20 protein-coding genes are annotated in these 24,710 nt (G+C 36.5%); 11 read left to right on the top strand and 9 right to left on the bottom strand.

Features of this window, described 5'->3' with window-relative positions; all coding sequences use genetic code 11:
* Nucleotides 1-50: 50 nt before the first annotated feature.
* The 4 genes from WH188_RS12265 to WH188_RS12250 form a co-directional block, all read right to left on the bottom strand.
* On the bottom strand, nt 51-1,673 hold the full coding sequence (locus WH188_RS12265; protein ID WP_168127685.1) for a tetratricopeptide repeat protein: 1,623 nt from the start codon (nt 1,671-1,673) through the stop codon (nt 51-53).
* A gap of 339 nt (nt 1,674-2,012) precedes the next feature.
* Nucleotides 2,013-4,445, bottom strand: a complete 2,433-nt coding sequence (locus WH188_RS12260) for a TonB-dependent receptor (protein WP_339424072.1) — start codon at nt 4,443-4,445, stop codon at nt 2,013-2,015.
* 314 nt (nt 4,446-4,759) lie between these two features.
* Complete coding sequence (locus tag WH188_RS12255) at nt 4,760-5,854, bottom strand: mechanosensitive ion channel family protein (RefSeq protein WP_339424071.1); 1,095 nt, start codon at nt 5,852-5,854, stop codon at nt 4,760-4,762.
* Between the two features lie 248 nt (nt 5,855-6,102).
* Nucleotides 6,103-6,483, bottom strand: coding sequence for a DoxX family protein (locus WH188_RS12250; protein WP_339424070.1), 381 nt, complete (start codon nt 6,481-6,483; stop codon nt 6,103-6,105).
* Between the two features lie 211 nt (nt 6,484-6,694).
* On the opposite strand from WH188_RS12250, the gene WH188_RS12245 reads away from it, so the two are divergent.
* The 3 genes from WH188_RS12245 (at nt 6,695) to WH188_RS12235 (ending at nt 9,544) form a co-directional block, all read left to right on the top strand.
* Entirely contained in the window at nt 6,695-7,747 is a 1,053-nt protein-coding gene (locus tag WH188_RS12245; protein ID WP_339424069.1) for a hypothetical protein, read from the top strand.
* Between the two features lie 308 nt (nt 7,748-8,055).
* Nucleotides 8,056-8,637 (top strand): outer membrane beta-barrel protein, encoded by a 582-nt coding sequence (locus WH188_RS12240; protein WP_339424068.1) that lies wholly within the window; start codon nt 8,056-8,058, stop codon nt 8,635-8,637.
* 163 nt (nt 8,638-8,800) lie between these two features.
* A complete protein-coding gene (locus WH188_RS12235) occupies nt 8,801-9,544 on the top strand; it encodes a DUF2490 domain-containing protein (protein ID WP_339424067.1) in 744 nt (247 codons plus the stop codon).
* Between the two features lie 70 nt (nt 9,545-9,614).
* On the opposite strand, the gene WH188_RS12230 is transcribed toward WH188_RS12235, so the two are convergent.
* Entirely contained in the window at nt 9,615-10,598 is a 984-nt protein-coding gene (locus WH188_RS12230) for a DUF6268 family outer membrane beta-barrel protein (protein ID WP_339424066.1), read from the bottom strand.
* 361 nt (nt 10,599-10,959) lie between these two features.
* On the opposite strand from WH188_RS12230, the gene WH188_RS12225 reads away from it, so the two are divergent.
* Both WH188_RS12225 and WH188_RS12220 read left to right on the top strand, forming a co-directional pair.
* A complete protein-coding gene (locus tag WH188_RS12225; protein ID WP_206368560.1) occupies nt 10,960-11,910 on the top strand; it encodes a sensor histidine kinase in 951 nt (316 codons plus the stop codon).
* A complete protein-coding gene (locus WH188_RS12220) occupies nt 11,907-12,620 on the top strand; it encodes a LytR/AlgR family response regulator transcription factor (RefSeq protein ID WP_339424065.1) in 714 nt (237 codons plus the stop codon). Before WH188_RS12225 ends, WH188_RS12220 begins: the two co-directional genes overlap by 4 nt.
* Before the next feature lie 12 nt (nt 12,621-12,632).
* Here the strand turns inward: WH188_RS12220 and WH188_RS12215 are convergent, their stop codons facing one another.
* On the bottom strand, nt 12,633-12,806 hold the full coding sequence (locus tag WH188_RS12215; RefSeq protein WP_168127695.1) for a hypothetical protein: 174 nt from the start codon (nt 12,804-12,806) through the stop codon (nt 12,633-12,635).
* A gap of 433 nt (nt 12,807-13,239) precedes the next feature.
* Nucleotides 13,240-15,495 (bottom strand): GH92 family glycosyl hydrolase, encoded by a 2,256-nt coding sequence (locus WH188_RS12210; RefSeq protein ID WP_339424064.1) that lies wholly within the window; start codon nt 15,493-15,495, stop codon nt 13,240-13,242.
* A gap of 428 nt (nt 15,496-15,923) precedes the next feature.
* Between WH188_RS12210 and WH188_RS12205 the strand changes: the two genes are divergently transcribed.
* The 3 genes from WH188_RS12205 (at nt 15,924) to WH188_RS12195 (ending at nt 18,944) form a co-directional block, all read left to right on the top strand.
* On the top strand, nt 15,924-16,499 hold the full coding sequence (locus WH188_RS12205; protein ID WP_339424063.1) for a Crp/Fnr family transcriptional regulator: 576 nt from the start codon (nt 15,924-15,926) through the stop codon (nt 16,497-16,499).
* A 73-nt stretch (nt 16,500-16,572) separates the two neighbouring features.
* Nucleotides 16,573-17,025: a carboxymuconolactone decarboxylase family protein gene (locus WH188_RS12200; protein ID WP_132769572.1), complete on the top strand. Its 453-nt coding sequence runs from the start codon at nt 16,573-16,575 to the stop codon at nt 17,023-17,025.
* A gap of 1,283 nt (nt 17,026-18,308) precedes the next feature.
* Complete coding sequence (locus WH188_RS12195) at nt 18,309-18,944, top strand: TetR/AcrR family transcriptional regulator (RefSeq protein WP_168127698.1); 636 nt, start codon at nt 18,309-18,311, stop codon at nt 18,942-18,944.
* On the opposite strand, the gene WH188_RS12190 is transcribed toward WH188_RS12195, so the two are convergent.
* Nucleotides 18,918-19,073 carry a hypothetical protein gene (locus WH188_RS12190; protein WP_165905870.1) on the bottom strand — a complete coding sequence of 52 codons (156 nt, stop codon included), beginning with the start codon at nt 19,071-19,073 and terminating at the stop codon, nt 18,918-18,920. The two genes, WH188_RS12195 and WH188_RS12190, sit on opposite strands and share 27 nt — an antisense overlap.
* 47 nt (nt 19,074-19,120) lie before the next feature.
* On the opposite strand from WH188_RS12190, the gene WH188_RS12185 reads away from it, so the two are divergent.
* The 3 genes from WH188_RS12185 to WH188_RS12175 are packed head-to-tail and all read left to right on the top strand — an operon-like array spanning nt 19,121 to nt 21,875.
* On the top strand, nt 19,121-19,663 hold the full coding sequence (locus WH188_RS12185; RefSeq protein ID WP_339424062.1) for a hypothetical protein: 543 nt from the start codon (nt 19,121-19,123) through the stop codon (nt 19,661-19,663).
* Nucleotides 19,664-19,693: 30 nt separating this feature from the next.
* Entirely contained in the window at nt 19,694-20,491 is a 798-nt protein-coding gene (locus WH188_RS12180) for a hypothetical protein (RefSeq protein WP_168127699.1), read from the top strand.
* Nucleotides 20,466-21,875, top strand: a complete 1,410-nt coding sequence (locus WH188_RS12175) for a hypothetical protein (RefSeq protein ID WP_339424061.1) — start codon at nt 20,466-20,468, stop codon at nt 21,873-21,875. Before WH188_RS12180 ends, WH188_RS12175 begins: the two co-directional genes overlap by 26 nt.
* Here the strand turns inward: WH188_RS12175 and WH188_RS12170 are convergent.
* A complete protein-coding gene (locus WH188_RS12170) occupies nt 21,872-24,694 on the bottom strand; it encodes an MSCRAMM family protein (protein WP_339424060.1) in 2,823 nt (940 codons plus the stop codon). The genes WH188_RS12175 and WH188_RS12170 overlap by 4 nt on opposite strands.
* Nucleotides 24,695-24,710 lie beyond the last annotated feature (16 nt).

Genomic DNA, 24,710 nt, shown 5'->3' with positions numbered 1-24,710 from the left:
TAATAGAAAAATAAACGCCATTACCATTCCGTTATCGTTATGTTAAGGAATTATGAAATACTGAGTAGGTAACCTGTAAGATCTTCACCTTGTTCCAATTTTAACTTTTTTCTCAGGCGATGTCTAGCCACACGAAGGCTATCTTGTGATATCCCCAAAAGCACAGCAATATCCGTGTTGTTCAAATTTATTTTAAGCAATGCAATCAAGCGCATATCGGCGGCAGTTAAATCTGAAAACCGTTGTACTAGTTTTTCAAAAAAACTATGATGTACTCTTTCAAAAGTCACCATAAATTCTTTCCAATGAATACCCTGTGTAATATTTTCATTGATCTGCAAAACCAGATCGTGCATTTGCTTTTTTTGATCCCGTCGTTCATCCTTAACCATTACTTTTAACTCATCTCGGAGCTGTTCCAAAAATTGGTTATTACGGATTAAATTCAAAGTATGCGACGTCAATTCCTTCTCTTTGAGCGTCAGTTCCTGCTTAAGCTGTTTATCTTCGAGCAACTGATTTTTAAGTGCAATTTCTGCTAATTCCCTTTCCGCTTCTTGCTTTCGCGACTCGGTCATCTGATTATTGATCTTTATTTTTTGACGGCTATACAGCACATACGATAAAATAATTAACAAGATCAAAAAAACAATAGTTCCCAGCAATAAAATGGAGTTGATCTTTTTAGTGACCTGCAATTGTTCAATTTCTTCTGTTTTTTGATTCATATCATAAAGTGCCTGAAAAAAAGCAGTATGCCTAGCCCCATCTACACTATATAACTCCAGCACAAGCTTCCGACTTCGCTCTGCATAAACATAAGCACTATCCATTTGACCGCTTAATGCATATGTTTTGCTTAGATCTTTAGTCGTTGCCGACATCTGATACACATCTCCCAATTTCTCTGCCATATCAAAAGCCCACTTTGTTAATTTTATGCTTTCCGAAAACTTGCCGGTCTTCCTGAAAATATCACCCATATTATTCACCACTACAATCTTTCCGTAGTTGTCTTGCGTTTCATCATATAAGTCACGTGCTTTTTCAAAATGATCAAATGCCCGATCATACTGTTCCAAATCTTCATAAATACTACCCAGATTCTCATGAATCTTAGCTTCGCCATTTTTATTTCCTTCTTCGTTATAAATCGCTAAGGCCCGCATTTGGTATACGAATGCCGAATCATAATCAGCAACCTTTTCAAATAGATGACCAATATTGCCCAATACACCAGCTTCACCATTTTTATCTTTCTCAGCTCTGAAAGAATGGAGCGCTTTATTAAAGTAATTTTTAGCTAGATCATGCTGTTTATTAAAAATATTGAGTTCGCCTATATCACTCCAATTAGATGCGAGTAATTGTTTCGCATTTAACTGGGTGTAGATACGGTCCGCTTGGAAATAATAATCTTGCGCCTGTCCATAATGCCCTTGATTAACACATAACCACCCTATTGCCTGTAAACAATTAGCTTGTAATAACAAGTCTTTATCACCAACGGCCTCAGCATACCGCTTTTTGACTAGCGTAATCGCAGAATCAGGATAGTTTTGACTTAACACCCGAATATCTTTAAATGATTCTACCTGTGCATTTGCGGTGTCACCGATAAATGCCTGTGCTATAAATAGTATTAAAAATATAATTTTATCAGAAATCCTCATATTCAAGTAACTAATTGATGTTGCTGTGCAAATGTACACGAAGCATGTTAACAGAATATTAAATCACATTACATGCACGGCCACTTAACATCATAGAACAAAAAAGATTGATTATCATATCGTGTAAAAATGTGTTAAAGCATATTACAAGACACTAGGGAACTATCTCTAAACAGAACATATATGCCTTTAAATAATAAAAATACCACATCCCAATAGAAGAACTGGTTTAAATGATTCAAATAATGAAAGGATTTTACTGGTTGGATTACAAAATGGAAATTACTTTGATGGCATAAAAATTTTTCAATCTAAATAGCGATTTCTTCAAAGTAAATACTATTGTATTCTTCCACTTTCGTTCTCCAGTGCTGATTTTCGCGCACGTTGCGCTTTCGTTGTTCCATTACTAAAACGGTAGCTAAAACTTAACCGTACCTGTCTCGACTCGTAATACCCATAACTGTTAGACACAAAGCCAGGAAAATTTTGAGTGTACTTACTCTGGTTGCCTTTATAGATATCATTAATAGCAAATCGAATTGTTGCTTTATCGTTTAAAAGGATTTTTTGAAAAGCAACGTCCACCTGACTGATCTCCCTGCTTATCGTATTTGCTCCACTCAGGCGATTTGAATTATAAACCGCCGTTACTTCTGCTCTCATTTTAAAAGGTAAACGAAAGGACTGCACCAAACTGACACGTCCTGCCGCTTGTTGTAAGTTCAGATTTCTATACTGATCAAAAGAAACATCATTTTGAATATAATATAGAAGACCATTAAAAGTAAGATCCCACCAGGATTTAGGTGTAAAATTCTGTGTCAGGGATAAAGACCAGTGCTTTTGTATTCCTACATTTCTACTGATCATAACTATTTTATCATTGTCCAGCGTATCGGTCACCTTCGCGTTAAGCTGATCAGTATAAGCAAAATTAAACGAAACTACCGTTGCGCTTTTTAATGAATAAAGAACAGTCAAGCGGTGGGTTAATGAGGGACTTAAAAAGGGGTTTCCTTGCCAAAAAGATAATTCGTCAAGCATATAAATAAAGGGATTCAGATCCTGATATGCTGGTCTCTCAATACGCTTGGCATAAGATAAAGAAACAGTTTGGTTTTCCCCTAACGGTCTCGTAGCAGAAAAAAAGGGGAATAAATTGGTGAAATTTCTTTTGATATCATCATCTAGTTCTGCCCCATTCTCGTTATAAAAAAGCGTTCCTTTAGAGTTCGAATTCTCTATACGTACTCCACCCTGTAGCGACCATTTTCCTAACGTTCTTTTATAATCTATATAGGCACTTGTCGTGTGCTCGTAAAAATGAAAATCATTGGTGCGTCTGTTATCGAGGCTATCCGGGCCTTTATCAACATGGAAAAACCTAGCATTATTCTTGGAACCTACATTTGAATACTTAAAACCCGTTTCCAATTTCCCCTGCCATAAGTTCATCCCATAGTCTAACTTTATTCCCTTTAAATCAATATCTATCCCATTGAGCGTACGGTACAGATTTTCCTGAAGGATATTTTCCTGATGATCGCGGTAAATATTAGATTGTAGGTTTTTATTCCATTTATCAAAAAAACCATAGTCAGCATCAATATTTAAAATTCGTCCCAGCGAATCTTCATATTTGTAGTTGAAATTGAAATTATATCGGGCTGTGCGCTGGCTATAATAATCGTTAATCGCATCCAGCGACTCTTCCATTAATAAGGATGGCAACGTGCTAATTTCCGTTCTGGTATCGGTGATACCTCCACCAAAAATAAAATTACCATTAGCCAGAAAACCGATTGTATTTTTATCATTCAGATAATAATCGATTCCAACCTGACTGGACATCTTCTGGCGTTTGTCAAAATCCTTGGTATGGCTATTGTAAGCTTTACCATTTTGTTGCCTGCTTGTACCATACAGGTAATGATAATTACCCAATGTATGACTATAGTTCGCGAATATATTTAATTTATCCACCCGATAATTAAGCGCCGCGTTCTGAAGTTGTTTTGCACTGATACCATAAGCAACAGCAGAGCTGACATTACCATTTAACCCTCTTACCTGATTTTTTTTAGTTTTGATATTGATGATTCCTGCAGCTCCAGTTGCCTCATACTTTGCCGTTGGACTATTGATAATTTCAATAGATTTGAGGTTGTTGGAAGATAGAGATTTTAAAAGATCTGTCAGTTCTTTTCCTGAAAGAAACGTCTGTCGACCATCCAATAAAATCTGTACACCACTTTTTCCATTGAGTGTAATATCGCTTTCATTTTCCACAAATACTCCGGGAGCTCTTTTCAGTGCTTCCAAAACAGAAACATCCTGTCCACCCAGTGTATTTTCGACATTATAAATAAGTGTTCCACTTTCAACCTGAACCGTTTTTTTCCTACCTTCAACAGTGGCTTCCTCCAGGATATTCTCCAATGGCAGAAGCTTTAAAGTTCCTAAATTAACATCAATTAATTCAAAAATTGCAGATTGATAATCTTTGTCGCCAACATGGCTCACTTTAACAAAATATTTCCCCTTTACTCCAAATCTTAAATTAAATTGTCCGACACTATCAGTCGAGGTGCTTAAAATGAGCTTATCGTTCCGGTCATGTAAGCTTACCGTCGCTAACGGTATTGGTGACATATTACGATCGACCACTTTTCCAGTAATGTATTTATCATTAACCTGTGAGTAGAGCGTTATACCAGTTAAAATAAGTATTCCTATTAATACAATTCTTAAAAATTGAGGTGATACCATTGGTTTATTCAGTGATTATAACTTACAGCAAGAGTAACAATTTAAATCAAAATACGCAATAAAATGCATATAATTTCAAAAAAAGTTGTATTTCAATAATAAACACATCTACCTACATCATAATAATGCAAGAAAATGCAAAACACATTTCTTTCATTTAAGAATGAAAAATCCTAGTTGGATTTTTATGAGTCCATTAAATTTAAAATAAATAAGAGCAATAAACGATCGTTTATTGCCCCTTGATAACTTCATTTTTCAGAATTATCCATAGTCTACTTACACGAAAGAGAATAGATTAGAAAATGAAACTGCTACATTCCTCTTAGTTCACTTCTATTAACTTCAGCGCCATAATCAATTCTCGATTTAGAAAGACAATCTGGGAAATTTGTCCTTATATAACTCATCATCTCTTCTCTTACATAGCAGCGAAGATCAAAAGCCTGTCCCGAGTTTCGGCAACTCATTAAGCAACGAATCTCCATCGTTCGCTCTTTCAGATCAGTGACCTGCAGGACATTGACCTTACCATCCCACAAAGGATGATGCATAAGCAATGAGTCTAATTTTTCTCGTAATTGTTGGACAGGAATCGCGAAATCAACATAAATAAAAACAGTTCCTAATATCTCTGCCGTAGTTCTCGTCCAATTCTGAAAAGGTTTTTCGATGAAATAGGTAATCGGCAGCACCAGACGGCGCTTATCCCAGATATTAACCACGACATAAGTCAGATTGATTTCTTCGACCTTACCCCACTCGCCCTCAACGACCAGCACATCATCCATCCGAATGGGCTGTGTAAAAGCAATCTGAAAACCTGCTAATAAATTTCCAAGAGATTTCTGAGCGGCAAAACCAATGATTATACCACCAACTCCGACACCCGTCAGCAGTCCTGCACCTATCTTCTGCATACTTTCGAAGCTTAACAAAATAATGGCAAAAGACACAACGATGATAATAGTAATGAAGACCTTTCGAATAAAAACAATCTGTGTCCTAATTTTTCTTTCACGTAGGTTATTCTCTTTATTGATATCAAAACGATGATATAAATAATCTTCAAAAACTTTTATGGCCTGAATCAGAACAACAGCAAAAAAGCTGATCAGTAAGATTTCATTTATTTTACCGACAATATGCAATGTGGCAGTATTGAAACGCGTAAAAGGTAACAAACTGTTAAAAACAACCAAGGGAATAAAAAGACTCAAAATCTTATTAAATCGACGTATAAAAGACCGAAAGAGGGAATAAGATGACTGTGCAATCGCCTGATAACGCAAAATCGGGATAAATAAAATCTTAATGAGGATCCCGAGTGCAAACGAAAACAGTATAAATGCAGTATTCCATATCCAAGCCGGAAATTTTTGTGAAAGTTGAATTAATTCTTCGTTCATTATTATTTTTCTTTTTTTATGCTACCATTATTATGTACTATAAGTATAACGGTATGCTTGGTCTAACGTTTGTTTTATTTTTAAAAAGGAACAAAACTAACTGATTTAGAGATCGCAACGAATATATTCAATTCCCCAAAAAGCATTAACCGACAATAATAATGAAGCCGATTACTCGAATCGGCTTATCTACTATTGAAGAAAATACAGTTCTCACTTATTATTGACATATCGTGTAATAAGATTTGTCACTTTACTACAAGACCATATGCCTTGTTGCCATATACATAAGAAATAATAAGTATAGCAAGTATAACAAGTGGCAACAGCATAAATCCAATATTTTTATCGACCATTGCATGGCTAATAAAAGCAAAAATTAGGTTAAATGTTAATCCGGCATAGGCCCACTCTTTCAATTTACTTGGAGTTTTAGGATAAGAAATGGCTATTACTCCGAGCACTTTGCAGATAATAAGTGCATAAGCGAAGTAGTCTGGATATCCTAACGGTTTAGTTCCAGCATTAACATACTGTGGCGCAAATAAAAGCGTACCAAGAGGCATGATACCCTCCCAGATAATAAGGATCGCTGTAGCTATCCAAAAGATTAATTTATTCTTTTTCATGTTTTTGAAGATTTATGAATTATTTATATTGCAAAATTGTTTATATTGATATGACAAAGATGCAAGGGTTTGCTTAAATTAACAGATTACAAAAACGACATTATAAGGGGTGAATTGCGACAGTGGGAACAACGAATTTACAAAACCAAAAAATTCTTTTCTACCATTGGCTTCATTTTAAATGACAGGTATAATGATTAAATCAAATCACATGAATAAAACAACCCTTTTCACTTCAGTTTTAAGCACGACGATCCTTTTCATATCCAGTTTAACTTCCTGCGACGGAATTATAGAGCGGAACAACGAACCCTTAGATGCGGCATATGCTAATTTTGAAGAAATTAACGAAAAGTATCATTCCGATATTTTCGAAGTGAAACTGTTCTGTGAAACTGAAGTCACTCATTCCAGCTCACCTAACCCCATTCGCATCTTTCCATCTGTGAATGACCAACTGATCGTATCCTGCGATGCAGAAAAAAATGATGAGACCCAAAGTAATATGCTTTATTATAAAATAAATAGTAAAGGAATTACAGAAGATACATTACACTTGTCCCAAAATAAATATTGGCCAGAATTTATTGATGATTTCATCATTTTCACCAATGACGAAAAAGCCTATTACACCACTTGGCCACAAGATGGCGATACCACCACACATGCTTTTAAGGTTTTAAATGAAGATTTGAGTTGGACTGGAGAAAAAATAAATCAAAAAATTGCAAGCGCGAAAAAAGATGGCAAATATTGGTTTTTAAAAAATGTAACTAGAAATGATCATTATTACATGCAGTTTTTCTTTTACCAGAATGAACAATGGCAGATGCTATGGCAAGAAATACCAGCATACAGAAGCATTGATAGCAGTGAAGATGCCGGCCGTTACCGTGACGATGTTTTTTGGACCGGCGAACAAGATCCTTATTTACCTGAAAACGTTACTTTTTTACATTTTCACCCTGAGGAAAAATTAAAATACAGCCACCATATTGGTGGTGGAAGTCCAGGATATAGTGTCAAAAACTGGCGCGGGAAAGCTTTCTTTAAAACAAAGATCGGAGATCGTGATTTTAATTTTTTTGAGCCCCATATCGCTGTAGAGAAAGAAAGATTTGACGATTACAAAAATCGATTTTATACGGTGTTAGAAGCAAATTATTCAGCACTACATTTTAGACCAACATTTTATATTTCACCCCATGGGTTCGCATTCTATTCTTCCAATAGTCAGAGTATGTATTTAATACGAAAGAAATAAACAATACTAATTATTGAAATTAAATAAAGATGAGCACATAATTGGAAAGTTTAAACATGATCTGGTCTCCTATCGACAAAAGTGATACCTATCAATAAGACTATATTGATTATAAGGGAAGTAAATTAATGCCTAAAGCGCCAACAGTTATCCAAAGTCATCCAGTTGTTTTTCCATGTGACTAAACTGGTATTACTGTAGTTTTATTAACTGTAAAAAATGAAAATAACCTATTAAAAACCCAACTTATTGACCAAATCTTTACAAAAGTCAGTAAGCTGAGCTATCTAGAAAAGGTACTTTTGTATATGTGTAAAAATATACGATTAACTTTACTAGTGCTTCTATTAATACTTTTAGTACCTACTGCGAAGGTTTTTTCCCAAATTGGAGCAGGAATAAAATTAGGTGGAAATTTATCTCATGCTGATGGACTATCATTCCGTTCAGCAAATCGGATAGGTTTTCAAGTCGGAGGTATACTAAGTTATCATTTTAGACCTAACATGGCTATCCAAGTAGAGCCCACGTATAATGTAACACGTGTCAGAACAAATTCTGAAACTGTGGATCAGGTTAACGGTATTGCAAAAGGAAACAAGGCCCTCCAGTTCTTTGATTTCCCTGTATTATTTAAGTTAGACCTGACATCAAATTTTGCATTATTAGGTGGCCTCGAATTCAATAAACTATTGAATGAAGATAAATATCTACTGAATAATGGAGAAGAGGCATTTAATAGAGGTTCCCGAATGGGTTACACTTTTGGATTAGAATTGGGAAAATTGTATTTCCGATATCGAAATGTAGAAAGAAAAACCGGTGTATACCACAACTGGAATACGAGTATTTCGCAATATCAAATAGGCGTTAAATGGAATCTTTTCTAGAAGCCTTATAAAAAGAAGTGTCTAAATTCTCGGTTAAAGTTCATCTAAATGTGATTGTTTTCAATCGGATGTAAAATAAATTTGTTTATTTTTCCATTCAGGATAAGGATACTTAACATATTTAAATATTAAACTTAATAAACCAATTCAAACTTTTATAATAATGCTATCTAAATTATTTCTTCTTCAGAGTTGCATGATCTTCCTGATCATATTTAGTGGTCCTTTAAAAGCACAGACACAGCAGACATTTACAGGTTGGAGTGCCGCATTTTTCACTTACAAAATAAATCCCAGGTTCAGCATACATTTTGATGGACAAGCTCGAAGTACAGATCAACTCAAAGACATACAATCCTTTATTATCCGACCGGGATTGAATTATCATATCAAGAACAATATGATTGCCACTTTAGGGTATGCCTACATCGGGAACCAAAGAAATATTATCGCTATCCATGGCTGGGTACCAGAACACCGCATATGGGAGCAATTTATTATAAACCAAAAATTTACCGTTCTAAATCGACCTTTCACACTGCAGCACCGTTTTAGATTAGAACAGCGCTTTATGGGCCAACCTGCTGTTGAACAAAACGAGCTGGTTACGGACCGTTACGATTTTGCCCAAAGACTGCGCTATTTCACCCGTGCCATTGTCCCTGTTTCCGAAACCACTAGTTTTACTGATGGTGCTTTCATTGCACTGCAAAATGAAATTTTTGCACATATTCAAAATGCCCCCAATGGTAAGTTATTTGACCAAAACAGAGCTTACCTAGCACTAGGATGGCGGGTAAATCCAAAATTTGATATAGAAGCAGGTTACATGAATCAATATAGCCTAGGCAGAAATAATAAGACTGTAAATAATATCATACAGGTCGCAGCTTACCTCAGATTATAAACGATAGCGCTCTTTGATTTAAAAAGGCAGCATATGATGCTCCATTTATATCATTCACGGATTATTCGCGTTAATTAACGCGTTTTTTTGCAAAAGGATTAAACGATAAACCAGCATTAAAATAAAAAGATGGATCCGTAGATGCTTCATAAATAAAATCATTCTGAGATTTGTTTTTCTCTGATATTCGAGATCTTAACGAATTTCTCATCCCGGTTTTGACCATAGCTATAAAAGAACGTCCCAGATTGTGTTCATAAAGCAGCCCTGAATTCAAATTCATCTGATTGAAGATCTGGACGCTCGATAATCCAGCAAAATCATAGATATAGAAGGTATTATTATCAAGCTCCGATCCAAAAGATGCACGTCCATTACCCAAAATAGTTTTACGAAGATAAACGGCTTTCGGCAACACGACATCGACCACCCAGCCCTGTTGATACTGTCTCTTATATGTAAAAGTAGGTATCACAGGTACAAGGGCACTTGGGTCCAATAAACCGACCACACCTAAGGTCATCTGCACCTCACGGGTAGCTTTTAGAACCAAGTTTCCCATCAGCATACCACGAACACGTTCAAAGCCTTTCTCACTTCCATCAGTCATCAAACTCGCGCTATAAATAGCCATTTTCCCAAATAATCTTGAGTAGTAAGTAAAATTTAATGATTCATGGTGATAGTGATAATCTTGCTTCTCCTGATATATTTGCTGTGTACTCAAATCAGGTTGCAGCAGCTCTACAGAAAGATGCCGATAACCCACAAGCGTTCCTAAAGTCCAATTTTTTCTCTTCATCAAGTTGACATTCATACTGGCATTCGCTTGATTCATATTTTGAACCTCTCCCTTAGGAAGTGGATTCTTTAAATACTTTGAAGCATATTTAAACCCACCAACAATTTCGTACTCCAGATTCAGTACGCGGATCGCCGGAAATTTATCCGCAATAATAGCACGGACTTTGTCTGGGATACTGTCTTTTGTCTGGGCTTTGGTAACAAAAGTGTAAATGCCTATTCCAAATATGAGCAAAATCTTTTTTAACATATAACAATGGATAAATGGTTGATAAAACGGTACAAGAATATCCTAAATGTGGATATGAAAAATACATTTTAGACGAAACACCCTTTATTTTATACAAAAGATCCTTTCTTAGAATAATATAGAACGCACACCATACTACTTCAATTACTTTGGTATAAAAAAAAGCACTCTTGGTATAAAAGAAATTAGAGTAGGCTCAAAAAAAATTACTTTTGTTCCTATACAGTAACATTATTACTAAGAACTGATGCAAGATTTTAAAAATGGAATAATCATACGTTACTTGACCGAAAAAAAATATAGGGTCCTCCGCCACAGCGTATTTGTAGTGGGGCTCCTTTTGCTTTTTTTCAATTCAGACATGAAGACAGAGCTATCTGATCCATATAAAACCTATCTACATTTATCAGTATGGATCGTTTTTGTATGTATGTTCTACATCAACATGTATCTGCTGATACCACGTTTTTTTTTCAAGGGAAGGTATGAGATCTATATAATATTATTAATCTTATTGGTTATTGGAAGTTTACTGATCGTCATGTATGTTTCCAATTATATGCATGTTATAACGGCTGCAAATTTAAAAGTTGATAAGCGGCAAAACATGAATTTTTTCAACGGGATCTTAGTCAGTATTCCCATTATTTTGACAACCACAACACTGAAACTTTTTAATCGTTGGATCAAAGACAATAAGAGAATATCTGAACTCAAAAACCTGGCCCTAACATCTGAGTTAACTTCCCTAAGAAACCAGATACAGCCACACTTTTTGTTTAATATGTTGAATAATGTCAAAGCACTGATACGGAAAGATCCTGAAATGGCAACGGAAGTCATTATCAAACTATCGGATTTTTTAAGATACCAGCTTTACGAAAATGATAACGATAAAACACTTTTAACTGGAGAAATAAACTTTATAACCAATTTTCTAAAATTGGAAGAAATAAGAAGAGATCATTTGAAAACGACCATACAATGCGAACCTGAACTCGTTAAAAAAAATATTTTCTTACCTCCGCATATTTTTACGGCCTTTATCGAAAATGCTATAAAATACAGTTTAAGTGCGACAGAAGGAACGTCCTTTATTCATATTTCCTTTATGGCAAGTGATGGGCAGCTTCACTTTGAATGCCGCAATTCCAAAGATCCAAAACTAGCCCTCAATCCTAACAAAAAATATAGCGGGCTGGGCCTCACCAATACTAAACGTAGGTTAGAATTGTTATATCAAGATGATTATCAGTTAAATATTACTGTTCAAGAAACGGAATATAGCGTAAAATTAACGATCCCAATATGAAGTGTATTATAGTTGATGATGAACCTCTCGCTCGTGAAGAAATGAGCAATCTGGTACAAGAAATTTCAGCCCTTGAGATTGTAGGGGAATTTTCCAGCGCTATTGGGGCAATGGAATTTTTAAAAAATAATGCTGTTGATCTGCTATTTCTGGATATTGAAATGCCGACCATCAATGGTCTTGATTTTGCACAGTCATTGCCTACAGATAAATTAGTGATTTTAACGACAGCATATAGTCAGTATGCATTGCAGGGGTATGAACTTGACGCAATTGACTATCTCTTAAAACCGATCAAAAAGGAGCGACTAGCAAAAGCGATAACGAAAGCAATCGCTTACCAAAAACTGTTGACATTTCATGAACAGAAAAACACATTTGAAGCCAGCAATGACAATTCTATACTGATAAAATCAGATCGAAAATATTATAAAATCACCTTTGATGAAGTCAAATTCATTGAAGCCCTAAAAGATTATGTCGTGATCTATACTCGCAACAACAAACTGATCACAGCCATGAACTTAAAAACAATCCATCAAAAACTGAACTCCGAACTCTTTATCCGGGTAAGTAAATCTTACCTGATCAATATGTCATTTATCGATTCTTTCGATAGTCATACCATTTACATAGACGATGCAGAGATACCGATAGGAGAAATCTATCGCAACGATTTTTTCCAAAAATATACAAGTGGTCTTTTATAAGAGTTCATTCGATTAGGCAACATCAAAACGTTCCAATAAATCAACTCGAATATTATGGCTGTCCAACAGATTGGTTAACTGGTCAATAGAACAGCCAGCTGTTTCTACTCGAAAAATCGAATCTTCATCGTCAAGATCTACTGTAGGAGAAAACACTTCCGGCATATTCAATTGCAATAATTGCATCAAAAAAATTTTGCTCTCTACTGTTTTTATTGAACTCTTAAAAATTAATACCTGCTTAACCATGTTCTTTGAATTAGTTTTAACCAAATTATTCTGACTCTATCAAACCGGAATAGAGCATTGTTAAACAAATCTACTCGATATGGACTTACCAGATTTGAATTTTATACCAAAAGGTTAGATTATTATACGAAAATAGTCATATCAGCAGAATAACCGCAATATACTCCAGTACCTGCTCCAGCTAGCTTTAAGAGTATTAGATTTAATACTGAGTATAAATATAATTTGACAAGCACCCCAATATCAGATATCAGCCTGAAATAAGATGGAAGCAGTTTTTGTTAGATACAATTAGTACCAGAAAAGCACTGCACAAATGACCACGCTTTCTTGTACTAATTGTATGCAGAAAATATTTAAATGTGATGATTTAGTTACCCCAGTTTTTATTGGCTTTATCACCCATAACAAATTCAAGTATCCCCCCTTTAAGAATATCCGCATGATCTAATTGTGCTGTATTCAAAGGTTGGCCATTCAATTTGGCCGACTGAATATATTTATTTTTTTCCGAAGCATTTTTTCCGATAATAACAAAAGACTTGCCATTAGGAAGTTGTATACTCGCTTTTGAGAAGAATGGAGAACCTATGCTATAAGAAGTAAGTCCAGGAGTTACCGGATAGAATCCCATCTGTGAAAAAACAACAAACGCTGACATACCGCCTCCGTCCTCATCTCCAGATACTCCCATCAAGTCGTTTCTAAACCATTCTCCCACCAATTTGTGAATTCGTTTTTGTGTCATCCAAGGCTGTCCCGCATAGTTGTATAGATATGGAATATGGAGCGAAGGTTCATTGGCCATAGAGAATTGTCCTACATTTCCGGTATGGTCAGGAAGCTGCGCATAAAAATCAAATTTAGATCTCCCCAAAGGTTGCTGGAACATATCGTCTAAATATTGAATAAACAGTTCATTACCACCCATCAATTTGATAAGATCCGGAATATTATGCTGTACATCCCAGCGGTATATCCAGGCATTATTTTCGCCATAGTATTCACGCGCCCCCTGTCCTCCTGAAAACACATAATCAAAAGGCATAATAAATTTACCTTTATCGTCCTTTGGATGGAAAAATTTAGTTTGCTCATTGAATAGATTCCTATAGTTGAATGACTGTTTCATAAACAGTTCATAATCCGCTTTCATACCAAGCTCGTTGGCTAATTGAGCCAAACACCAAAGATCATAGGAAGTACCCAGAGTAACTGCCACAGGTTGTCTTTTTTCAAAACTGTTCACCTCAGGTATTGTCTCTTTCTCATTAGGATACAGTGCCGGTATATAGCCATTTTCCTTAAAAAAAGCATCCAATTTTCCGGCAGGTTTACCTGACCATGGTGCTAAAGTCTTTTCAGTTATAGCACCTTTCGCCGCCAGATAAGCTTTCTTAATATCGAAATTACGTATTCCTTTTCGGTAAGCATCTAGCAATGTGGCCACGCCATGATTGGAATTCATGCGTCTGCTATCACCGGTTATTTCAGGGAAAGTCGGTAACCATGGTTCCTTCATCTGTTCAGACATCCGAACGAAGGAATTCAAAATCAAGGCTTCATTATCCGAATCGAGCAATACCCGAAGCGGATGATGCGCCCTGTACGAGTCCCATATCCAATCATCTGTAAAAAATGCTTTCCCTTGATCATCATGTACTTTTCCGTCAAATGCACTGTAGTAGCGATTATCCTCAGAAATATTAACAGGACGCTCATAAGTTCTATATAAAGAGGTATAAAACACTTTTTTATCCGATTCATTTTCACCTTCTACAGCAATTTTCCCTAAAGCCTCATTCCAGATCTTTCGTCCATTGGCGGCTAATTTCTCTTGGTTAAAATCCGTAATCTCACGTTTCAGATTGGCTTTTGCCTGTGCAACGTCGATAAAAGAAATACCGTACTTCATCCGTAAGGCTGATCCAGATTGGTCAAATTGCAATACGATACAGGCATTTTTACCTGCAACTTCAGTACTTTTTTCCAATTTCGAGCCTTTCAAACCACTAACCGCTACTGGTTTTGATTCAGGCACAGCATAGATATAGACACGGGTACCGTTACCGATATCCTGGGAACCGGAAAGCCCCTGACCATCCCACTGCAATTTTCCTTCATGTGAATTGAACTGCAGATACTTATTTGATTTGTTAGGAAAAGTAAAGGTGTACATACCCGACTGATGTGATACCGCATAATCTACTTTGATATCCTCCTGATCCAGCTGTACCGTATAAGAATAGGGATTTATTTCTTCCTGATCATAACTGTACAGTTGCACAGGTTTCAGATCGGATGGTAATTTTATCATCGGACTCAAGTTAAAAGCCGATTTTCCACGGTGACTCGTAACAATAAGCGGAAGACCAAATAAGCGATCTGAAGTGAAGTCCGCTCGCTCAGGATAAACCCGCAACATACTATTTGGTAGATGAACGGTCGGGTAAGTCGGTACCAATAAATGACTGATGTTTCCCATATAAGGATTGACATAATCCACATACTCTTTGGGGCCTTGGGTCTGAGAAAAACCTTTTAGCATAAAAATCGAAAGAAAAGAACAGCAATATATTGTGCGTAATAATGTATTCGATTTATGTTTAATAATCTTTTTTAACATGGTAAACAATTAAGGAATCAACGGTTTAAGGAAAAATAACATTTAAGATCTTAAAGATAATTTATTTTGACAATATAGCGTCTATTTATAGCAGTATTATTTTGAAACTGTGATCAGTCCCGTTTGTTTTACTTTTTTAAACTGCCGTCCTTATATATTCCAGCTTATCCATAGCTATTCATCGTAACCAATTATTAAATTTGCTAACTTTCAGAGTATGGTACGGTCAATCAATATTCATCTTGTCCAGAAACATACCTACCATAGAATAGCTGTAACTTCCTCAATAAACACGCAAATGAGTTTAACATTTTCATGATTATTAAAAGAACCACTAGCGTTAAACATCATAATATATTCACTTCTATCGGGGAGCAAGAGTACATATTTAAATTCCTAACTTTAGATATAAAATCTATAAGCATACCATGTCGGAGTTATTCAGAAAACATTTAGAAAAATTCGTCACGATTGATGATGAGACGTTTCATGAAATATTGAAGTATTTTAACACAAAACAGGTCGCCAAAAAAGAAAATTTACTGCAGGAAGGACAAGTTTGCAAGCATCATTATTTTGTTGTTCATGGTTTACTCCGTAAATTCTTTATCAATGAAAAAGGTACCGAACAAACAACAGAATTTGCTATCGAAACCTGGTGGCTCACCGATAATATTGCTTATGAGCATAAACAAACGACGTCCTGTTACATTCAAGCAGTAGAAAAAACGCAAGTGCTATATATAGATCAGGAAAGTCAAGAAAAACTTTTAGCTGCATTTCCGGTTATGGAACGCTATTTTCGATTTATCTATCAAAGAGCATATGCCGCCGCACAGTTGCGCGTACACTATCTTTTTTCATTATCTAAAGAGGAGTTTTATTTAAGTTTGGCGCATAAACACCCTGAATTTGTACAAAGAGTACCTCAATATCTTATTGCCTCTTTTCTTGGTTTTACGCCAGAATATTTAAGTGAAATCCGGAAGAAAAGTGTTTCTTAAACCAGTTTAACTTTTTAAAATTTTACAATACCCATTTTTGTACTGTTAACAATAAATATTAAAAAATAAAACTATGCAAAATCGTATTAATATCGGTTCGGTAGAACCCAATGCATTAAAGGCAATGATGGGCCTTGAAACGTATATCTCTCAAGCTCCGATTTCAAAATCGCTAAAAGAGCTTATTAAAATTCGTGCTTCTCAAATTAATGGATGTGCTTATTGCATCGATATGCACACCAAGGATGCGTTGAAAAACGGAGAAACAAACCAACGTATTTTTCTGCTAAGTGCATGGCATGAAACACATGATATTTTTACCAAAGAGGAAAAGGTAGTGCTAAAAATTACAGAAGAAGTAACACTAATCCATAAAAACGGATTAACTGACGAAACCTACGACAAAGCTTTAAAGTTCTTTTCCGATAATCAGATTGCTCAAATCATCATGGCAGTTGTAGTGATTAATGCCTGGAACAGAATTGCAATCAGTGGCCATCTAAAAATAGAAGAAGCCCACGGATAAAGCTCTTTAAAAGAAACCGTATATTTTCTTATCTACGGTTTCTTTCCAACTCACTTACCTTCTCAACTACTAACATCTTAACTTGCTAACCTCTTAGCAAGTGACACAATAATCCAGCGACGTAGTAAATTGTTAAAACCTACTCACCACATAAGTTTCTAACATTTAAACAAGTATACAGTCTCCTTCGAAACACTTATTCACACATTTCAACACGTTTTCCACATTTTGTTAACAACACAGAAAGACAAAATGGAAATTTGCACTAAAACAACCTCAAAAAACCGCTTTCCACAGTTTTACTGACAATATGTGGAGAAAGTAATTAACATTGTTAGCTCAATAATGTTAATTAACAAAAATTCAATTTCTATCAACAAGATATGCACTTATGAACATAAAGCGCAGATAAAAGACGAGATTCAAACTATTTACACCGAACACCAAACTTTAATTTATTGATTTATCAACATGTTATCCACACATTAGCGATATTTAATTACTGAAAAATTTGAATTCGTCAAAAATATGCGCAAATAACACTAAAATCGAACATTGTGCATATTATGTGGAAAAAGTAATCCACACCTATTCAACATCCAATTTCATTCACACAAAAACAACTATTACTCACAATATGTGGATATCTTGGTATTTATCATTTACAATTAAAGGTTCTCAAAATTATTTATCACCTGTATCGTACAATTTTTCCACTTATATTAACATGTTATCCACATTTTATAAACATCCTTTATAAAACAAAAATAACGGTATTCAAAAAAATGAAAATTAGGGGTCAATTAACCATTTTGTGAACAGCATGTGGAAAAAGTAATTAACATTACTAAATAGTATATTCTGCCCAGCTATAAGATGTATAAAATTTAAAAAAGAAATTTTCAACTAATAGCAACGTATACCCGATATAAGGTTAGTATAATCCAAAAATAAAATCGAATGCATTTTTTTTAAAGCATGATGATCGGGATAAAATAAGCAATCACTAAAAAAACAGGTCGGTAAAAAGAATTTATTGTGCTTATGGATCGGGGTCGACAATCGAAATTATCTCAAATAAAGGATAATTCTGATTGAATTACAATAATTTTTAAAAATATCAAGATTCATGTTGCCACATATAAACCGCCTTATTTATGCCAACAGACGCTTTTACGAGAATTTAAACGCTTTAAGCCAAAAAATATTAGCCATTGGTTAACTTTTGTACAGATAAAATACTTATATTGCATAGCTATATGATGAGGACCTAAGATATTTCAATGGCTAGAAAAACTTACCAAGGAGAAAAAAACAACAAAAGTAGAACGATGAATAAGCTGATTCAGGCTGTTGGAATTGTTCTAAAAAATAAAGGATATACCGGATTAACGGTCAGTAATATTACAGCCGAAGCTGGTGTAGATAGAAAACTCGTCTCTGTTTATTTTGGTTCCGTAAACAATCTCATTGAAACCTATATTAAAGGTAAAAACTATTGGGATACCATTAACGAAAGTGCGATAAATCTCTTAACTACTGCTCCCGAAACAAGTACACGCCTCATTCTTGAAAATCTATTATTGACGCAACTTGAACATTTCACGAACGACGAAGAAATGCAAAAAGTTGTGCTCTGGCAGATTAGTGAAAATACAGAGCTCATGGCTCACGTGATAGCAAACAGAGAGGAAATTTACCCCTTACTTTTTCCCAAAGCCGATCAGGAATTAAAAGATCAACAAGTAGATCTAAGAGCGATTTCAAGTATCTTGGTTGCCGGTATTTATTATCTTGTCCTGCATACCAAAACAACTAATAGCACATTTTGCGAAATAGACCTCACAACAGACCAAGGAATGGGAAGAATTAAAACAACAATTAAAAAAATATTAGAAGATACCTATAGCATAGTTTAGCGTGGCCAAGTCACGAAGTGACGGAGCAGAACCCGAACTTTCCAACCTACTCACGCTCCAACGACCTAACAGTATCACGTTCTTTATAACATCATTATGTGACTTCATTACATTGGATATACCTCTCATAATCACTAATTTTAATCAGTGTTAAGCATATAATAATTATGAGAATTATGAAAAAGAACCTAATATTATCTTTATTTGCCCTGGTCGCGCTATGTCTAGGACAACAAGCCAAAGCTCAAGTATCAGTTAGTACTGCCCCTGTAACGGTCAACATTGATTTGCAGGCAGCCGTCCTGTCCATTGCTTTAGATGCAGCACCAACGGTCAACTTTGTTTATGGAACAGCAGCAGAATATACGGCTTCCAAAACAGTTACAAAACCGGGACATCTCACGGTGATCAGTAATAAACCTTATGATTTAGCAGTAAGTGCCGACGGGCTATTTACCTCTTCAAACTCAACTAATACCACAAATCTTCCTGCGCTGGGCATAGTGGGCATAAGCGTTGATGCCGCAACCCTACATGGAGGAACTCTGACCCCCATAACGGCACTAACACAGGTTGATCAAGAATTTATATCGGCGGCCAATGCAGAAATAAATGCAGTTTATAATATCAGCTATACTATAGCAGATCCAAGTTCATTAATTTCTTTACCTTTAGAGGTTTATACCACAACGGTAACGTATACCGCAACACAATTGTAAACAAATCAGTAGCACACTTTATCTTAATCTGTGAAATTTTATTTAACGCTAGTTTTTCTATACCTAAATACCCTGACCTATGCTCAGGGTATTTCTGTTTCGCCTTCCCGTATTTTTTTTAAGGGAGAGGCTGGGCAGACAGTCAGTCAAACCATTTCCTTTAGCAACACCTCAACATCCGAATTCTATTTTGTAGCAAATATGAAAGACTGGGATCGTGATTCCTTAGGTGTCAAAAAATATTACCCTGTAGGCCAGCGCAAGCAATCCAATGCCACATGGTTATTGCTATCGGAAAACTCTGTCCGGTTAGCACCGGGCGAGACTAAAAATATCAATCTCAATATGACCATTCCGCATGAAGCCACCTCGCTTGTATTAACCAATAGCATGCTATTTTTCACACAGGTAAAAGAACAGAAAGGTGAACTTCAAAAGGGCGTGAACATGAACGTCCTCCTTGAAATGGGCATCCAGATTTATCATGTCCCTACTGGCCTGTCAACTGGAGATCTGGAATTTTTAGCTTTTGAAGATAAAGGTCTCATCACGCCGGAAGGCGGCAATAGCGTCCGGAAAATGCTTGTTAAAGTGAAAAACACGGGGCAGATCAATAAAGATGCTTACGTTCGTTTCGAACTGACCAATATCGAGACTGGAGAAGAGGTCCCGGTAAAATCAATTGCAATAGCAATGTTACCCGAGGCAGAACAATGGATTCAACTGGATTTACCAGCAACACTCAAAGGACGCTACCTCGCTGTAGCTATCCTAGATGCCGGAACTCAATATGACTTGAAAATTGCAGAAAAAGAAATTACATATTAAGAGCGCCCTCACACTAGCAGCAAGCTTGTACACCATACATGTACAGGCTCAAATCAATGTGAATCTACCAGCAGCAAATATCACCGCAAGAACAGATTATCAACAAAATTTCACATCCGGCAACTATGCCTCTGCACTCGGCCTATTGCCTACAATCGGTGTCAAGTCCAATACCGCTAATTTCAGTAATACGCTTGGAGGTAATGGTCCTGCTCCACTCAATTTGGCACATATCAAGCTGGTCTCTATTAATAATCTCACGGTTTTGGGTACTTTTACAGAAATTGCACTTTCCACAACCAATCAAAATATATTTGCAGCAGTTGCCAGTGTTGCTTCTGGCACTGTCCTCAACAATTTACGCTTGGCTACAGCTGGCTTCACTTGGGTGGCAGGAACATATACTGCTGAGCTGTTTTTTTTAGCTCCCGGTCTTTTAGGAGGGAATGTGGTCACTCCTGCAACGCATACGATGAATGTTATTGTTCCTTCTTTCATAACGCCATTAACCACAGCAGGAACGACCAGCATTTTAATTAACAATTTGAGTTTTTATCGTACACCCGCAGGTATTAGTGCAAGTAAAGCCCTTAGTCTTACAAACACCGTAAATTATAGACCAAGTTTACAGACAGGTAATTCAAATTTCAGTTTTAGCACCACATTGCCTTACAATAGCCTGCCGGTCACTCCTGTTTCTTCAGTGGCAACCACTCTAACGGCAATCCCTACAGCAACGCCTATAACACTATCAACCACAGCTCAGGGATTAACCCCCGTTGCTGGACTTGCTGTACCCACAAATAATTCGCAGACATTGAATTACGCATTCTCAATTGATGCGACAAAACTTAAAACAGGATTTTTACAGGCAGGAACCTATTCAGTACCGATCACTTACACCTGGAACAAGCCAACTGCTACCTATCCTACAGGAACTTTACAAGCGCAGGGTGTTGGCAGTCTGGAGGTTGTGGTCAGCGATCTAAGTGAAATAATAGCAAACCAATCAACAGTTAACTTAACCTTTTCAACAGCTAGTCATTACCAGAACGGTGTTAACCAAGATATGCCAGCGCACTTAAAATTGAGTAAAACCACGCCTTATAACGTGTATGTAAGAGCCACTTCGGCAAACTTTGCCTCTGGAGTTAATAGCGTTCCACTAAATGTCATGCGGATAGGACCGATGCCAGGTCAAACCGGTATGCAGACCGTAACCTTGTCTGCCACCGCACAGCAACTTATTAATGGAGCTGACCCTGTAATCGACAGATCCTTAAATATCAGATACAGCATTCCTGCATCAGAAACTTCAAAATTGCTCAACAAACCGGCAGGAACATATACAACGAATATCATCTTTAGTTTTGTGGCTCCTTAAAAACGTTTAATACCCACTTTTCTACGCTCATCTTTATAATTAAAATCTTGGAGATAAACGGTTCCTTTTTCACTTAGATCAATTTCCTGATTCGGATTTTCAATCGAAAAGGGCATACCTGCCGTCGGTATTGTTACATTGTAATTCCCTAATGGCAGGAAAAAGGTAAAGTTGCCATCAGCATCACTCAATGTCGTGAACGTATTACTTTCCTTATCGACTGCATTAATCCGAATACCGGATAGCTCCGGATTTGTTTGCAGGTATTTACCTGCTATAGGCTTAATTCTACCTTTTAAAATTCGTGTTTTCACCAAAGGAATAGCTAGCCGTTGATTTTTTGTTAGAACAATACTGATGGGTCCCTGAGCTACCCAGCCTTGATTATTTTCAACAAGGACAGCATATGAACCCTTAGCCATATTTAAAAATTTCACCCGTCCTTTTCCATCGGTACTCGCTACATCTTCGGCAATTTTAACCACAACTGCTTCGGGAGTTGCTTCATCAGGATCTTTAACGCCATTTTTATTCTTGTCGTCAAAAAACGACAACTGCAACATATGTCCTTTCGCACTATTAAATTTGGAAAATTTCTTTTCAATACCTACTCGAAACTGTCGGTTATTAAACGATATGGTTTCTACAGCATTTGCCTCAGATAGATAATTGAGAGGAAGGCGGTTGCGCATAAAATTATAAAAGATGTCAGCAGTGAGACTCCAGTTCCCTTTTAAATGCCATTTGGCATTTCCGTTAACCGATAAATTATTACTTCGGGAAAATCCATAATAGCTGTACATACCCGCTACCTGTGCCTGCAGCGTTCCCTTAAAACTATTGATCTGCATATTAGGTCCAAAAGAATAAATTCTAAAATTTGCATCCGATGCTGTAGCAAGCAAATCGTTTAAGTAGTAAGGATTTATTTGGATATAGGTATTAAAACCGATAAACCGATATCCATAGGTACCCGTCACACGCAACGAATGAAAGGGAGAAAGCGGCTTATTGGAAGTATTCTTATACGTATAGCCATAATCTGTGCGCAGGGAAAAGCGATGTCCCGTACTAAAAAAATTGATATCACCGATTCCTCTAATGGCATTTGATTTCCAATTTGCAGGACCGATACCTGGAATTCCAAAGCCTTGATAATCCACTTCCTGAAAAATAAAATAAGGCCTAAAATCCAGTTGAAATTTGCCCAGACCAGTATGATAACCAAGCTCATAAATCTGGATCCGACTAGGATTATTAATGTAATAATCTTTATACCTTTCCTGAAATTTGGGATTATTATCCAGATAACTGATCCGGGCAGCGATACTTTGATTATTTTCTAACACCTTACTGATTCGGGTATCACTCTGTATTAAACCCCTCCGCAAACCAGTATAATAGGGTGAGCTGTAATAATTCATACTCATTATCTGATACTGTTCTGTGCTATAGTTATAATTAATGCCCATGGCAAAGGCATGTTTGCTTCCATTATAATCTGTACGCTCCATACTGTACCCCCCTTCCAGCCCCAATTGTTGCTGTGCATTGAACCGGACTGCAGTCTTTCCGCTTACCTGATCGCTCTTGATCTCACGATAACTGTGTTCACGATGTAAATAGGTGAGGTAACTTTCCTGATTATCCTCCGATCGAACAGCATAATTAGCTCCGATAATTTTCGCGCCAGGAATCAAATTCTGCAGCTGACTGAAAAGCATATAATTATTTTCGACTCCGTAGAGACTGATCGAGCGATTTTCACTAAATTTATAACTCGCTTTAACTCCTCTTCCACTAATCGTCTGATCCAGATTTTCATAAATATTCCCGACTTTAACGCCCCAGTCTTTATCTTGATAATCGATATAGGTGTCATAAGCATTTAACGCCTTTTGTTCCTGATAATAATCGATATTCAGTCTGTAGTTCAGGTTTTTGTTTTCTTCGAGCTCCAGATCTCCATAAGCCTGAAACTGATAAATAGAATTTCCTTGTCCTAAACTGAGGTACTGCAAGGCAACCGTATTATTAATAAAATCACTTTCAAGATTGTTAATAGCTCCAAACCGCTTAACACTTCCAACCCGCATAATTCGGACACGACTAGCCGCTAAGATTCGGCCCTCTTCATCAATCCCTTGCATGACAAAGTCAAAATCCTGAAAACTACTTTTATACCGCATAGTAGCCGTCAAAGGAAGTAGTGTCTGCCCCCCGGGCTGTAAGGTAACCTGCATAACGTCTCCGGTAATGGTAAAGCCTTGAGGATAGCCTGAAAAAAGAAGCTTAAATGTAATCGGTACAAGTCCAAAATTTGATGCCTGCACGAGCAACTGTACCTGATTGGTGGAAAGATCCAAATAATACGCTGGCTGTTCCGTTTGTAACACAAGTGTTTTTTCATCATTCAATTTGATGAAAAAAGATACCGGTTTGGGTAAACGGATGGATTGATCATCACTAGAAAAACCGATTGAAAAAGATTGATGATTGCTTTTTAAGGTATTCCGATCACCCATATACTTTAATGGGTAGCTTTTTTGCTCCCGAGCTTGTAATATAATTCGCTGCGGCAGCTTTATTAATCCCGATAAAGACATCGTCTCAACAGCTGAAGGGATCAGTTCGATGGTTTTATCCGTTAAATTACGGATACTAATTTTATTAGAAAATGTCTGACCTCCTGTTACGCTTACTGTATCCTGATCAAAGCTTATGTCCACATCAGCAACCTGTTGACTTTTCGCTTCGGATAAGAAAACACATGAGCAACACATCAGAAACAAGAAACTCCACAGACATTTTATGCGCATATCAGGAAATTCAAAT

The sequence above is a fragment of the Sphingobacterium sp. MYb388 genome (genome assembly GCF_037479535.1).
GTDB lineage: Bacteria > Bacteroidota > Bacteroidia > Sphingobacteriales > Sphingobacteriaceae > Sphingobacterium > Sphingobacterium anhuiense.
Note: the sequence above shows the minus strand (reverse complement) of the source record. Positions and strands in the feature narration are given on the sequence as shown.